At 40.7% G+C, this 16,327-nt stretch carries 8 protein-coding genes; all 8 read right to left on the reverse strand.

Going from position 1 to position 16,327, the window contains the following annotated elements; genetic code table 11:
* Positions 1-79: 79 nt before the first annotated feature.
* Entirely contained in the window at positions 80-7,711 is a 7,632-nt protein-coding gene (locus DWY63_RS11670) for a VaFE repeat-containing surface-anchored protein (RefSeq protein WP_117802213.1), read from the reverse strand.
* Positions 7,712-8,322: 611 nt separating this feature from the next.
* On the reverse strand, positions 8,323-9,702 hold the full coding sequence (locus tag DWY63_RS11675; protein WP_118640151.1) for a hypothetical protein: 1,380 nt from the start codon (positions 9,700-9,702) through the stop codon (positions 8,323-8,325).
* 720 nt (positions 9,703-10,422) lie between these two features.
* Positions 10,423-10,875, reverse strand: coding sequence for a hypothetical protein (locus tag DWY63_RS11680; RefSeq protein WP_117802215.1), 453 nt, complete (start codon positions 10,873-10,875; stop codon positions 10,423-10,425).
* A 13-nt stretch (positions 10,876-10,888) separates the two neighbouring features.
* The gene (locus DWY63_RS11685; RefSeq protein WP_117802216.1) at positions 10,889-11,146 is read right to left on the reverse strand and encodes a hypothetical protein; all 258 of its coding nucleotides are present in this window, start codon (positions 11,144-11,146) and stop codon (positions 10,889-10,891) included.
* A 149-nt stretch (positions 11,147-11,295) separates the two neighbouring features.
* The gene (locus DWY63_RS11690) at positions 11,296-12,324 is read right to left on the reverse strand and encodes a sigma-70 family RNA polymerase sigma factor (protein ID WP_117802217.1); all 1,029 of its coding nucleotides are present in this window, start codon (positions 12,322-12,324) and stop codon (positions 11,296-11,298) included.
* A 6-nt stretch (positions 12,325-12,330) separates the two neighbouring features.
* The gene (locus DWY63_RS11695) at positions 12,331-14,766 is read right to left on the reverse strand and encodes a type IA DNA topoisomerase (protein ID WP_117802218.1); all 2,436 of its coding nucleotides are present in this window, start codon (positions 14,764-14,766) and stop codon (positions 12,331-12,333) included.
* Positions 14,763-15,035, reverse strand: a complete 273-nt coding sequence (locus tag DWY63_RS11700) for a hypothetical protein (RefSeq protein ID WP_117802219.1) — start codon at positions 15,033-15,035, stop codon at positions 14,763-14,765. Before DWY63_RS11700 ends, DWY63_RS11695 begins: the two co-directional genes overlap by 4 nt.
* Before the next feature lie 139 nt (positions 15,036-15,174).
* Positions 15,175-16,275, reverse strand: coding sequence for a hypothetical protein (locus DWY63_RS11705; RefSeq protein ID WP_117802220.1), 1,101 nt, complete (start codon positions 16,273-16,275; stop codon positions 15,175-15,177).
* Positions 16,276-16,327: the final 52 nt, after the last annotated feature.

A 16,327-nucleotide genomic window follows, 5' to 3' on the forward strand; every position in this document is an offset into this window, starting at 1 on the left:
ATTTTTCCCTCCTACTTATAGTATTGTAAAAACAAATTGAAAAGCCCTCCGGTTTTTGAATTACCGGAGGGCTTGAAAATTATTTCTTATTTTTTTTCTTTCTTGTTGCAATAAAGAGGCCTGCTCCAAGAACTACAAGTACAGCCGTAACCACTGCCAGAATCGGCATAGTATTGGTATCACCTGTCTGAACAGCCGGAATCGGCGGCGGGGTTAATGTTACGGTCTGATCCGTATCATTAATATCCTTATGCTCGCCAACAGGACTGTCATTGGTCGAGATTGTCTCAAACGCTACCAGAGTTTTGCTTTCAAGACCGTCTCCTTTGAAAGTAAATTCAATTTCAACGGTTCCATCTGCTTTATTCGGGACAAATGTCTTTGTTGCTGTAACTTCTTTTCCGCCAATAACAAGAGCTGATTTAGTCGCCTTGTCCATTAATACACCTGTTACAGTATATTTCTGGCCAGGAATCAAATTTTTATAAGCGATCTTGTCTACTACGGTAAGAGTTCCTTTGGAGGTGAGCTGCTTATCGCCATCTGCCTTATCCGTTGCGGTTGTATGAAGTTCCGGAACATAGATTGTCTGCTTCTCATCATTGATGTCAGCATGAACAGCCACATTCTTTCCTTCATAGGTACAGGTTTCGAATGCTACCAGAGTTTTTCCTTCCAGTCCGGTTGCGTCAAAGGTAAAGGTAACAACAACGGTTCCATCAGCTTTTTCTGGAACAAATTTGGTTTCAGCAGTAACCTCTTTGTCGTTGACAAGAAGTGCTTTTCCTGTTTCTTTGTCCATCAGGGTTCCCGTCATGGTATATTCTTTACCCGGAATCAGTCCCTCGTAAGAAACTGTGTCTTCGAGAGTAACTTTTTCGTCTGCGAGAGCATTATGGCTCTTGCTTTCCGTATCCTGTACTTCAGTCTGGATATGCGGAACATACACGGTCTGCTCTGCGTCATTGATATCTTTATGCTCACGAACGATGATTTCATCATCACCCTTCTGATAATATAAATCCTCGAACGCAACATAAGTGTGTTCAACATCTTCCAGTTCGGTTCCATCAAAGGTAAAGATAACGTCAACTGTTCCGTTCGCTGCCTCTGGGACAAATGTGGTTTGTCCAGTTACAGGAGTGGCTTCATCAGCTACCGTTTCTTCATCATTTTCAGATGTGATCATTTTTGCTTCTACCGCTTTGTAGGTGATCTCACCATCTTCTTCTACTTTTTCCTGCAGTGATCCTTTCAATACATATGTATTTCCCGGGATCAGATTCTCGTAGGTTACAGTATCTGTGATTGTGATATGTCCATCGCGGTAAGAGTTCTTGATACCCGTTTCAGCATCGACTGCTGATGTATGGATATCCGGCAGATATACGGTCTGATTTTCATCGTTAATATCTGCATGTGTTGTCAGCTGAATACCTTTATAAGAAAGATCTTCAAATGCAACTACAGTTTCGCCTGCTACGGATTCTGCATCAAAGACAAAGACTACATCAACAGAACCATCTTTGGTTTCTGCTGTAAAGGTTGTAGATGCTGTAACCTCTTTTCCGTTAACCAGCACAGGTTCTTCCGTATAGGTGACTTCATCTGCAGGCTGTTCGGAATCATCCGGAACATCTGGGGTTTCTGCATCCTGATTGGAATCATTCGATTCGTCCTCATTCTTTACAGGAACTTTCTTCATCAGCTTTCCGGTTACGGTATACTCATGGCCAACGATCAGGTTACGGTACTGTACGGTATCAACAAGTGTTGTCTGTCCAGATACGGCTCCCTGATGATCATCGGTTGTCTGATCTACATTTGTGGTATGGATCTCCGGATAATGCACAGTCTGTCCATCATCTTTCATATCTGCATGAGATGTTACCTTTACGCCATTGTGATACAGATCCTCAAAAATAACGACATCATTTCCCTGTAACTGGGTAGAATCCAGGACAAATTCAAGTGTTACTTCGCCGTCTGCTTTTTCCGGAACGAATGTTTTTTCGGAAGTGACATTGTTTCCTTCTGCATCGGTTGCCATTCTGATGCCACTGATTGCACCAGTAGCCGACATTTCAGATGCTGTATAGGTGTATTTCTCGCTGCCACTGGAAATTACAAAGGTAAATACCGGATTCGCATCTTTCAGAGTTTCAGAAGAGTTAATAGTTGCAATAACAGTTCCAGATGCTTCTGTTGGCGTTAATGTACCAGAATAACGTAATTCCGGAATATCATTTCCGTCTGCATCAACTGCAGTTCCCGTTACCTGATATGTCTTTCCAACGGTGAGGCCGTCATATTCAGCGCGGAAACCATACTGATAGGATGCACCCGGATTAACCATTGCGCTTCCTTTTACAGTGTATTCTTTGCCCGGAATTAAATTCTCATAGCGGACTACATCTTTAATGGTTACTGTGCTGCCAATTACGCCTTCTTTATCGTTTGTGGACGCATCGGTTGCGGTTGTATGGATTTTCGGAATATGGACACTCTGATTTTCGTCTGAAATATCTTCATGCCGTGCAACGTCAATATCGTTATGGAACAGTTTCTCAAATGCTACGGTTGTTTTTCCTTCCAGCGCATTGCTGTCGTAGTTAAATAACAGATTAACTGTTCCCGAAGTTTTGGTTGCTGTAAAGGTCATTTCTGAGGTGATTTCTTTTCCATTCTGGGTAATGGCTTTTCCGGTATCCTTATCCATCAGAGTACCTTTTACGGTATAGCTCTTTCCGATAATAAGGTTTTCGTATTTAACCGTATCCACAAAACGGCCATCTTTTGCGGATGTTCCAACGTGATCCTTGGTAGAACCATCAGAAGCAGTCGTACCGATCTTCGGATAGTGGATTGTCTGCTCTTCATCGTTAATATCCGCATGGGATGTTACATTTTTCTTGTTATGGTACAGATTCTCATATACAACGGTAGTTGCCCCAGCTAAATCAGAAGCATCCAGCTTGTATACAAGGTCAATCGTTCCATCTTTTGTCTCTGCCACAAATTCTGCAGACGCTGCGATTTGTTTGCCGCTCGCAACAAGCGGTTTGCCGGTGTCTTTATCCATAAGTACGCCGGAAATGGTATAACGCTTTCCTACCACCAGATTCTTGTAGGATACGTGGTCGATAATCGTTGTCTTTCCGACGGTTCCGACACCATCGTTCGTCTGTTTATCGACTGCGTTCGTACGGATCTCTGGGAAGTAAACGCTCTGCTTATCATCGTTGATATCTGCGTGTGTGGTAACGGTGACTCCGTTATGGAGCAGCTCTTCAAAGATAACAACTGTGCGGTTTTTCAGATTACTTGAATCTAAGGTAAAGGTTAAGGATACTTCGCCGTTCGCTTTTGTTGCCTTAAAGGTAACACTCTGAACAACATCTTTGCCATCTTTGTCTTTTGCAGGAACTGCCTGCTCCGATCCAGATGGTTTAATCATTGCTTTTCCAGAAATGGTGTATTCTTTACCTACTACCAGATTTTTATAGGATACAACATCGGTAATCTGTACTTCTTTACCGATAGTTCCTACCTGATCTCCAGTTTCAACACTTGTAGCTGTTGTCTGAATCTTCGGAATCTGTACAGTCTGGCCTGCATCATTGATATCCTCGTGACGAGCAACATCTTTTTCATTATGATACAGTTTTTCATACGCAACCGTTGTTTTTCCTTCCAGCACGCTGCTGTCATATACAAATGTAAGATCAACGCTTCCTTGGGCTGCCGTAGCTGTAAAACTTGTTTCGGCTGTTACGGCCTTTCCATTCTGCTCAATGGCTTTTCCGGTTTCTTTATCCATCAAGGTACCTTTGATCGTGTACTTCTGTCCAACAATCAAATTGCTGTAAGATACAGTATCAACAAGGCGTGCTTCTTTGGATGAGGTTCCTACATCATCTTTTGTGCTGTGATCCTTTGCAGTGGTGCGGACTTTAGGATAATGAACAGACTGTTCCTCATCATTAATATCCGCATGGGATGTTACATTGATCTTATTGTGAATCAGATCTTCAAAAACAACTACCGTTTTATCTTCCAGCACAGAAGCATCCAGCTTATAGGTCAGATCTACCGTACCGTCTTTGGCGGTTGGCTTGAAGGTTGTTGTTGCTGTGATTTCTTTTCCGTTTACGAGTAACGCCTTTCCGGTGTCTTTATCCATGAGTTTTCCGGAAACCGTATACGCTTTGCCTGGGATCAGATTTTTATATGTTACATGATCAATGATCGTAGTCTGTCCAACAAGTCCTACATGGTCCTTTGTTTGACTATCTGCTGCATTCGTGCGGATGGACGGATAATATACCATTTCGTTTGCATCAGACAGATCGGTTGCTTCTGCTACTTTGGTTTCGCTCTTATCGTCATTGACAAGGTACATTGTCTGTGTGATAACCGCGGTTCCCTCAAAGTCAGATGAATCCCAGTTGAAAGTAACATCGACAGAACCAGATCCTTCCTTGCTGTGTACGTGGAAGTTCTTAGACGCAGTAATTGCTTTTCCATCTGCTCCGGTTAATGCTTTTCCGGTGGACTGATTTACAAGCGTTCCTCTTACAACATATTCCTTGTCATAGGCTAATCCTGTATAGGAAACAGTATCGGTAATCTTGTCATTTTTGCTGCGTACACCACTCTGATCGGCCGTTGCATCATCCTTGGCAACAGTTTTCAGACTCGGAATCGTAACGGTCTGGTCGGTATCGTTGATATCTTCATGGGCCTGGACTTCAATGCCATCCCAATACAGATGCTCAAACGCAACCAGAGATTTTCCTTTCAGTTTCGAACTCTCAAAGCTGAAGGTGATATTCACAGTGCCACTTGATTTTTCAGCAGTAAAAGTCTGCTCTCCGGTGGCAATTACGCTTCTGTCATCTTTTCTGACCAGCTGTCCTTTTAACGTATAAGTACGTCCAACCTTCAGACCACTGTATTTAACTGTATCAACTACGGTAGCCTTTTCACCAACTGGAACACTGTGGGTTCCTGTGGTTGTGTCTTTTGCGGTTGTTTTAAGGACAATTGTATGGTTGACCTGCGGGTTTAAGCTTGCATTGGTCTTCTCGGAATCTACGGTTACTGTAGTCTCGATCAGATCTTTTCCATAATTTCCCTTGCAGGCAAGCTCACGGATGGAATAAGTTCCATACTGCAGTGCGCCACGGTCTTTATTTACGGTTCCATCACCAAACCATGTTCCATACTGGCCGGAAAGTTTCGATTCATCGGTAATCTTCTTTCCGTCCTGATATTTATCAAGGCCATTGGTATTGGTTGTATGTGCGATTTCTGAGGTATCTACAACACCATCCTTATTGGAAAGGACAACGTGGGATTCCTTGGTTTCATTATTGGTGATCAGGAATGGAATGTTTGCCATTGCACTTCCATCATCATCGATCTTATAGAAATGAAGATCTCCACGAATGATGTTATCCGAAGCAGTAAATCCATCCTCTGCAATCACGGTATCACCATAATGCAGTACAACTGCATCACCTTTTTTCTGAATAGTACCGAAAAATTTACCTTTTACCGAAACATCGCCATTGGTGAAATTATTGTCTTTGTTGTAGCCTTTGACAGCACTGGTTTCTTCAATAGTAATTGTTCCTAACGGTAAAATTGGGCTGCCATTGGCATCGAGATAGAAGTCATCGCCTTTTACTTTGCATGTTTCACTTAACTGCGCGCGGTAAATGTCTTTGCCTCCAACCGTTCTCTTGATGGCTTTGATAACCCATGTTTTGGTCGCTTTTTCAGGAAGATCAGACTCTTTTTCATAGATCTTATTGTAATATTTTACTGTAAACTCTGTACCGGAAAGATCTTTAGAAGTATCCTTATTTCCTTCAGAATCGACTTTATTGATCGTAATAACTGCTGGGTCATTTAACGGTTCATCTGTCATGGTAACTTCTGCTGTCTTTTCTGGTTCTACTTTAATAGAAGGCATTTCTGTATTAAGTTCAAAGCCCTCTGGAGCAGAAATTTCTTTGACTTTGTATGTTCCAGCATCAACCTTGCCAAAATCGGCAACACCTTTTGCATTTGTTTTTGCTGTTGCCACCTGTTTTCCATTTGAATCGATCAGTGCAAATTCAGCACCCTCTAAGGAATAGCAGCTATTACCATTCGTCAGGGATTCATTGGCAGATTTTTTGATTACCTTTGCTTCGCCCTGCTGCAGCCATGTTACAGTCAGCGATGTAGAGGAAGTATTCGGGAACATCTGGATATAGGTTGTATGCTGTACGGAGTCATCTCCAGTATCAACGATCATTGCCTGAGAATCATTCATGGATGCGCCAAGCTCTCCGGTGGAATAGGTTTTTCCCGGATTCGTGCCGGCCTTCGCAAACAAGAAAAATTTCTGTCCACCATTGATGGTAACATTCTGATTCGTGTACTCTCTGTCGGGAGAATACAGATGGATGTATACACCCTGCGGAATTTTCATTGTTACGCTGTTCATATCATTCGCATTCAGAGTAATATCCGGTGTACGCTGTTTACCATCGGTAGAATCGATGTAAGCAGTAGCCTTTGTTTTACTGAACGCAACTTCCGTACTTTCGATCAAATGTGCTTTTGCAAAATCGAGAATAGGCTTTGCAAGATCAATACCATTCTGTTTTCCCTCTTCGCCAGACAGCTGCTCATTTCCATTGTACGCATAGTTCAGCGCAAATGTAGTTCGAATAATGGCTTCTTCCTGTCCCATACCAGCAAGAGGACCTTTGCTGAATCCCTGACCGCTCTCTCCATAGTAGAGAACTGTACGGGCAAGGTTGTTATCAAATGGATTAGCAACACCGGAGTTGGTATATCCATTATGATCCGGCGTATGTTTTTCCTGCTGCATGCAGAAAGCTCTCTTATTATCGATGATAAAAATCGGAACCGATCTACCACCGTAATGTGCAAATCCCATTGTGCTGATTGTTACTTCTTTGCTTTCAGCTCTGGATCTTGACAGATCAAACAGTGCAATTTCGGATACATCCGGAAGTTTATAGGCTTCTGGACCAGCCGCAGGCTCGTCGGCACCTGGGTCGGTGGATAAAATTGAATTATCAACCGTATCCGTTGTCTCTGCTGCATTTTCCGAAGGATTCGATGTTACTTCGCCTGCCGCATTCGACGCAGATTCATTATCCGCACTCCTCTGGAATGCGATTTCAAGAATCTTGTCTCCTTCCACAGCAATATCATTTGAATACTCCTGTGTTTTTTCCGGCAGATCAACATCATCTGCTCCTGCATCTGTAGTTACTCGATACGTTGCGATATAATTTCCGTCATCGCTCGTGACTTTGGTTTTAACAACAGTACCTTTATCGGCTTCAAGGACAAGATCATAACTATTTTCCGGTTCTGCAGTCGTCACATTGCCGTTTGCATCGGTAATTGTTGTTTTGTCGTTCTCTTTTCGGATTGTCTGCGTATTTTCTTTTCCATCACTACTCTGTGTTGTGACTACAATACTTCCGCCGGCATTATCAATCTGGATTGATAATGTACCACGTTCCACTGCTTCCGGAATAATATCCGTAGTTGTGGATGGATCGTTGTCATCATCTGTTGCGGCGCTGACGGTATTTACGCCAACCGAACCGCTACTCATTGCTACCAGCAGTAATCCGGCAGTGACTTTCCGAAGATAGTCCTTCATTTTCTTCATCATCACGCAATCTCCTTTTCTATATTTTTTTATCCAACCCGGGTGACGAATCCGGAGTCGAATAAGGGATATTTATTTGTCCCTGTATATAGTATTGTAAATCCAACTATTTTTTTTGATCGTTTTTTCAAAAGTGCTTCGGCGGGTTGATTTTTGCTATATGCTGTACGCAACGAATGCGAAAGAAGAGGGAAATATAGAGGATCAAATGATGCGGAGACATATGGTAGGCAAGTGGTAGACGATCTGGAAGCGCAGAATAGAAAGAAAGGACCATGAAATTTCCATGATCCTTTTCAACACTATAAAGTAATTCACGAGGTAGTAATAACGGATTTTCCGTTTACCAAAAATGAGGAATCGACTTTTTCGATTGCGGGAAACAAGTATACTAACAAAAACAGATCAAACAAAAACAGTGTAAAAAATAATTGTTGTGCATCTGGCCCGGATGACACGAAGCATGAATTCGAAGCGGCAGAGAATATCAAATCATCAGTCAGCCAAAAGAAGGCATCTGCTCCAAACCGAAAGGAAGCAAATGAGCTATTCGAACATCTTTGGGCGCTTTATTCCTCAAAGAGGGGGAAAGGACAAGTCAGCGACTAGAAATATCAATTTTTAGTAGCTCCGCAACCACTGCACTTATAGCCAGTCAATCTTTGCTCAGTTCTGGCTTGCTCGTCTACAATTGTTTCGTCATATGCTTCGCTAACCAATCTCTGTTCATCATATGCGTCCTGATCCGTAACCGTTGTGCTTCCAACACAAACTTTTTGTGAACTATAGCTATGATCCGTAACAGCCGAATGATCACCTACAGCTTCGATTGCATCTGGACCATATCCAAAATCTTCCCCACATACATTGCATACCTGATGGTATTCATAAATTGGTTCCTCATGGGTAACCGCATCATGGTGGATTGTCTGATATACTGCATCGTGATGGACGGTATGGGTTTTCGCTGGGATGTTTACGGTCGTATACTGCTCAACCCAATTATGTTCATGAGGAGCCTTAGTCGGAGCAGGTGTGGCGGTTGGAGCCTTAGTTGGAGCAGCAGTCGTTGCCGGGGTACTTGGCTTCTTGGTTGGAGCAGGCGTTGATGTTGAAGAAGATTTCGGGACACTCTTGGTCGGAGTCGGGGTCGTCTTAGTGCTTGCGCTGGTATTCTTTTGGGACTCCGTATCCTTTTGGGCTTCTTCCTTTGGCTTATCCGTAGGTGTAGGCGATGCTTTCTTTGTATCTTCTTTCTTTTCGGAAGTATTTGATTCCTGTTTTTTGTCAGAGGTTGTTACCGTATTTGAAACTTCTTTTCCCGAATCAGCCGAAACTGATGTAGTTCCCTTTTTTTTACAGGACTCCGGAATTTCTGTCTTTTCTTCAACCTCAGTTCCATCGCTCTTTTTGCAGATCTCATCTTTGGACCCAATTACTACCGTATCTTTATCAGCCAGCTTTTCGGCTTCTGTTTCGGAAACAACAGATACTTTCTGGGTAATGGTAATAACAGGGTTTGTATTGGTGGTATATTTGGCTCCTCCCGGGGTTGCCTTCGGGTTTTCTTTTGAGGACAAATATTCAGCCAGCTTCTCTGCATTTATCTCTACTTCATATTTTACTTCATATTCCCCAACTTTTTCTAAATCAATCCCTGAACCACTGGCAGAAATGGAATTTACAATATCCTTATCATAACAAATTCCATGCAGCAGGTTTGGAGAATCAGCGCTTTGTAAAATATACAGATCATGAATTCCAGATACTGCATCTTTGATATCTTCCTCAGTATAATTATCCTCAGTGATAATATCTTCAGAGGAATCCACAACGGAATGGCTTTCTTTTACAATGGAAGAACTGGAAACACTCTGGGATTCAGAATTACCTGTTTCTGGAGCAGTCTGCGTTTTCGGAGTCCCGCATCCTCCCAATCCGGTACTCAATAATCCTGTCATAACCAATAAGGACATTTGCGTTCGTTTTCTCATAAAAAGATCTCCTTTCTTTTCTTAAGGATGTATTTCGGTTATATATGGTATTCCAAAAAAGATTTCTATTGCGTTTTCACGTATGAAAAAATTGGGATATCTCGGGTAACCCAAACTGTTCTTTATTATACCGCGGCTACAACGGAATTACAATCATCTTATTGTTTTATAGTACAAGATAAGACTATTATTGTATCGTAAGGGACGATAATTGAATCACTTGGGACAATAAAGCAGATAATTATTTGAAATTTGCTAATGAATTTCATGTACCAGATCTCAAAAATGACCTTTTACGGTCCGCAGATAATCCCAGGTAACAAAATTAGGGAAAAATATAGGCCAGAGGTCGCTAAATAATGCTTTCGTGTTGGAAAGTGGTAGGATAATATATTTTTTTAGGCTATTTTTACTGGATTTTTCTTATTTTTTTGGCATATTTAGAGGGAGTCCTATATTATCCCTAATAAACAAGGTCTTTCAAAAACGTCTATAGATAAAGCAAATTCTTGCTTCAGTTCTAAATTCAAAAAAATGGTCTAATATAAGACTATTGTATTATTTTAGACTATAGTTTTTAGTAGGACTATAATCAAAGGCAAAAAAAACAACCTGGGAGATTTCCCAGGCTGTCATGTATTTCACTTAATTGCGTTTTGCTTCCATGCAAACATCATTCCCAGCGTAGCCATCTGGTGGCAAATCCTCCTCAAAGATTTTCTAAGCGCATATACGCCTATATGCACGATCAAATTCAAATGTAGCAGCAGCAAGCATATCTACGCCAAATTGCCATTTTTCTGTTTGGATTCCACGATACTTCTGCCACAAAGCTTCCAAGCCATCATATGCCATCTTACAAAACGATTCACTGGATTGGCAGCTCGTGAGTACCCGTCCAAGCATGTTCCGGAATAAAACATAATATTCCTTAAAAAAGTCAACATACTGTTCCAGGCTAATTGTCTTCCATGTTTTCTGCTCCGTTACTCGCCCAAGTGCAAATAACAGATCAAAGGAGAAGTCTCCCGGGTAGAACTGGATAAACTTCTCTGAATATTGGGAGAATAAAGCATTTGAATCTTCGGAAGTATACATTTCACGAAAAAATTTGTTAAAATCCTGAAACAGATTGAAATAAAAACTTCCTTTTGAAAAATTGTAACAATCCATAAAATTCCTCCAATCATTCATGAATACATTTTTCGTAAAGCATCACAATTGAGTAACCGATCACCATGATCAAGATAGCTTTAAAGATCTTATCCGCCTCAATAGCTACGGTAATCCACCACATAACGAAAAACGCACCCAAGATCCCTAATAATTCCAAAATATCATCCTTGTTTTCTTCGATGTATCTTTCGAACCGTACACCTAACCAATATCCAATTTCTCCTAAAGTATCCAATGTTTCATTAAATTTTTCATTGAATTTTTTCATTAAAGTCGTCCTCTCTTTGACAAAATGTATTTCAGATCTTATAGGTTTCGATACTCCTTTCATCGTTTATTTGATCTGATATTCATAGAATTAGAAAGGCGAAAAAAAATAAGCGAAACCTTTTACAGTCTCGCTTATTTGGATATCCATTATAAATAATCTCTTAACAATGCTTTTCTTCGCGGAGAACGCATTTTCATGAGGGCTTTTGCCTCGATCTGACGGATTCGTTCTCTGGTGACGTTCATTTTCGAGCCAATTTCCTCTAATGTCTGTGGCTTTTCGCCGTTAAGACCATATCGCATTTCCAACACGGCTCTCTCACGCTCTGTTAAACTATCCATTGCTTTTTCCAATGCATCACACAACGATGAATAGACAGCGGATTTTTCAGGATTTGACTGCATATTTGTAGCCGGGACAAAATCTCCGATCGAAGTATCTTCCTCCTCACCAATTGGTAAATCCAAGGATGCCGGCTGTTGCTGATAATTTCTTAACGCAGCTAAGGCCTCTTCAGAAATTCCAAGAGCTTTTGCAATTTCGCTCTCTTTTGGATCTCGCTGCAGTTCCTGTCTCAATTTAATTTCCATCCTGCGAGCTTGATTAAATTTATCAAAGAGATGGACCGGAATACGAATTGTACGACTGTCATTACAGATAGACCGTGTAATCGCCTGTCGAATCCACCAAGTCGCATAAGTGGAAAACTTATATCCCTTCCTGTAATCAAAGCGGGTGACCGCATTCATGAGTCCCATATTTCCTTCTTGAATTAGATCCATAATGGAAAGATTCGAACCTCCAACATAGCGTTTAGCAACACTTATGACCAGACGTAAATTAAAACGAATAATCCTATCCCTTGCCTCAGCGTCTCCGGCCTCATACCTTTTAAAAAGTTCTTGCTCTTCTTCCAGACTCAAAAGAGGATCATTTCCAAGTTCGTTCAGGTACATCTTAACAGAATCAGTGCAATCTAAATCAAAATCGTCCTCTAATAAAGTATCATCAGAAGAAGCATTTTCCTGCTCCACAAACTTAAAGTAAATAACCTCGGCCTGTTTTTCATCAATTCCCTCTTTGATACAGCTTTTCCTAAACTGTTCAAAAGAAGACTGTTCTTCATAGATCTTCTGCAATCTTGAGGTGATTACCATATTTTCCTTCGTTTCCATAATTTCTTACCACTCTTCCGTTTCAAATTTTGTCTGCTTGCTATCCCTGTCCAGTACAATTGCTGCACGGAATTTATTTCCTTTTTTCGACACAAAAGAAATATAATTAGCCGTTCGGCCATCAACAAGGATCTGACGAACCTCATCTTCTGTCAGCTCGTGTTTACAAACGTTTGTTCCTAAATGAAAGCCGCATCCGGAACGATCTGGGCAAGCATATCCCCAATCATACTTTTTCAACGACTTGTTGCAGAATGGGCAAATTAATTCAGTTTCTTCTGCCGGCGGGAAGTAGAATTTTACCTTTCCGGATTCACGATCAACGATCAGCCGTGCATTAAATTTTTTCTTTTCTTTTGACACAAATCCTCTGATTGTCTGTGTCTGTCCCTCCTTGAATAAAAGTTCCAGATCTGCGGTTTTTAATGTTACTCCGCAAACCTTTTTGGGAACTTTAAAATCACAAGTTTTTTCTTTATGGCCGGAGCAACCATACATATTCAAATATTCTTCCATTTTCTTACCGCATATAGGGCATGTGTAATCTGTCATTTTTCCTTCTTTCCCAGCGCCTAAAATAGGATTTATAGGGGCTGTTATAACTTGATTTGTCCAGTTTCGAACAGATGCTTGTAAGTCACTGAGGAAAGATTCATAAGAATCCATTCCATTTTCTATATCATCAAGCCGTTTTTCCCATTGCGCTGTCATAACGGCCGATTTTAGTTCTTGAACAGGAAAACATGCAATCAAATTTATTCCTTTTGTAGTTGGAATGATTGTCTTGCCTTTCTTTTCTATGTATTGTCTATCTTCCAGCGTCTGGACGATAGATGCCTGTGAGGAAGGTCTTCCTAATCCTAGCGGACGTTCCCCGGGCTTCCCAGCCATGAGCCTACGCAGCTCTTCATCCTCTAATGTTTTTCCGCAATTGATCATTGCGTTCAGCAGAGTTGCGTCTGTATAACGTTTAGGCGGTTCCGTTTCTTTTTTTAACGCTTCGAAATCAGCGGTAACTATCTCACCATTCTTAACATTTGGGATAATTTTATCTTTTGGAACACCAAGAACAGCTAAAAAGCCTGCCGACACCAACGTCATTCCTGTTGTTTCAAATACTTCATTCTCAACAACTGTCTGAAATTTTGTTTTGTTAAATACCGCATCCGGGAACAGCATGCAGATTACAGACCTCGCAATTAAGTCATATAGTTTTCCTTCATCACCAGTAGGCATTCCCGCTTTGGGGGTTGGTACAATAGCATAATGGCTGGAAACTTTATGACTATCGAAATAATGTCTGTCTAAGGGATCTACTCTTCTTCCAGTGTTGTACTCAGAATACACTGTAAGAGACATCAAATGGTCGATGGTCCGCTGCATTTCTTCCCCCATATCATCTGGCAGATAGACGGAATCTGTACGTGGATATGTTATATATCCGTTTTCATACAACTTCTGTGCCAACGAAAGTGTCTTAGACAGTGAAAATCCATATTTTTTATTGGCATCCATCTGCAGTGTGGACAGATCGTACAAATATGGCTTTTTCTTTTTGATCTGCTCCGTGTGCAGATTGGATATCACACCAACATGTGATCCATTCTGCAGCTTACTTAATAATTCATGTGCTTCCTGAGCGTTTGGAATTTTTTGTGATACATGGGTTCCGATATATTGGATTCCCTTTTGTGTCGCAAATTTTCCCTGAAGGACAAAATAAGGGGTTGGCTTAAAATCATGTATCTCATTTTCCCGTTGCACAATCATATTCAGGACCGCTGTTTGTACACGCCCAATTGACAGTACCCCATTGTTCGGATATTTAAGTGTACAGGCGACTGTAAGATTCATTCCAACGATGAAATCTCCTGTTGAACGCGCTCTTCCGGACTCAATAACAGATAACCGATCTGTACTGCTAACCAGATTTTCAGGTAAAAAAGCCTTTTGAAAAGATTCCTGGGACTGTTCATGAAAGATAGCCCGCGAGTATGGAGTATTACACTGCATATAGCGATACAAATAATCCATAATCAAATCACCTTCACGATCACTATCTGTCGCACAGATAATATGATTTGCTTTATTGAAGATGTTTTTTATGACGTTGTACTGTTTCGTATTGTTGCCAAGCAATTTAAGCTCATAATGGTCTGGAATATATGGTAATGGAATATTTTTCCAATTCTGATACCGTATATCAATGTCCGGAAGTTCCTTGAGCGTACACATATGCCCATATCCCCAAGTAACATAAGCTTCCTGCCCCTGATAGCGGATTTTAAAATATCCATTTTTAGTCCGTTGGGCCTTGATCTGACGTTCGTATTTTTCCAATTGGCTGAATGTTACCACTACACCATTTTCCAACGGAATCCCGAATAATGCCGCCGCGATTTTAGTACCCATATCTGGTTTTTCTGCATAAATCGCAATCATTTTGTTTCCTCCGTTTCCAAAGAATCAACCAAAACCAAATTTTCACATAAAAATTTACGAACCATTTTCCGAGCTTCTTTATTTTCTTCTGTTGTGATGCCAGTAACATCGATCCAGATCAGAAAATCAATATATTTTGCTGGATTTTTTTCAATGTATTCTGAAAAATCCCACAAAGTCGGAGCGTAATCTTCTGCTTGAAACCTCATGATTCGAAATTTTTCGCACATTTTATCGTAATCTTCATACGTGCAAACAATTTTTGACATTTTACACCTCCCTATTAGAATGAGAAATTCAAAGGAAAATAGCTATTTCCTTAATTTAGAATTACAAAATTTATCAAATTCCAATTTTCACGTACGAAAAAAAAGCACTAACAATCAAATCGACTGTTAGCGCTTTTCCTTAATTAATAAAACCTGTGATGGATTTCTTTCCACAAAGTCCCCACTTATCTTTTTTGTTTGCTTCTACATTTGATTGCAGTGCTTCTTTTATCTCGTCTTCGGATTTTGCAGTTACATTATTTTTTAGTCTATTCCAAGAATCAGATGCCGCATCTGTAATCGCATTGACTTTTCGTGTAATCTTACCGCTGGCATTGGTAGCCTGCTTGATTTGTTTTAGCTGATTTTTAGCTGCCTGTTTGTCTGATCCGGCAAACAACACCGACGAATCGGTATCTACAATCTTTAATAGCTCTTTTTGGGTTTTCTGAGTCAAATCGGTATTCAGATTGTTATAAATGTTCTGATTGGCTTCTGTCGCCTTGTCGAATAAATCTTTCTGGGTTTTCTGTGCTTCCTGTCCGCCGCTATTCATTTTACTCAATTTTGAATATGATTGTATTGAATACGCATCGGGTCCAGAAGCCGCCTTTTGAAAAATCCACTGTGTATTGATACTGTCTTTGACACTAGAAACACCAGAACTTGACAAAGCATCCTTATAGATATCGCTCACATTGGAGGCTGCACTACTAACCAGATGTGACATATCATAGCCTTCTGGCAAGGTAGGCGTTGATAAAGATAATTCTTTCGTTACATCTCCAAATTGACTTTGAAAGAGTTGCATGCTATTTCCGGATTGCCCGCTTGCATCCACATAATCACTATACGTATTCATGCATTGCGAAGCCAGAGAAATATACTGCGCATTTGTGGCCGAACTATCATAGCCACTTGCGATATCTACATCCGATAAATCATATAGATTCTCGGTTGGAAATGTAATTTCATAATTTTGAGCATAATACTCAGCAAGATCAAGCTGTTCTGTCGAAGCCATCTGATTCTGAACCTGTTGATACATGGACTGAAAATCATCCGTATCCACAATAGTATCCATATAGTCTGCCTTTAACGTCTGCAATGTTCGTGCTATTTCAGTGCTATCCACACTTGATACATTAGCAGAAGCTTCTTGGTTAAGTGCATACACATTAGATGTTTGCAACACCGTTGCAATAATTAATACAGAAGGCAATATCCTCGTACTTTTCATAAATCTTCCCCTTTCCTAAACTACTATACCGCGGTTAACACTTTTCGATTAT

The sequence above is a fragment of the Blautia sp. AF26-2 genome (assembly GCF_003460955.1).
Lineage (GTDB): Bacteria > Bacillota > Clostridia > Lachnospirales > Lachnospiraceae > Fusicatenibacter > Fusicatenibacter saccharivorans.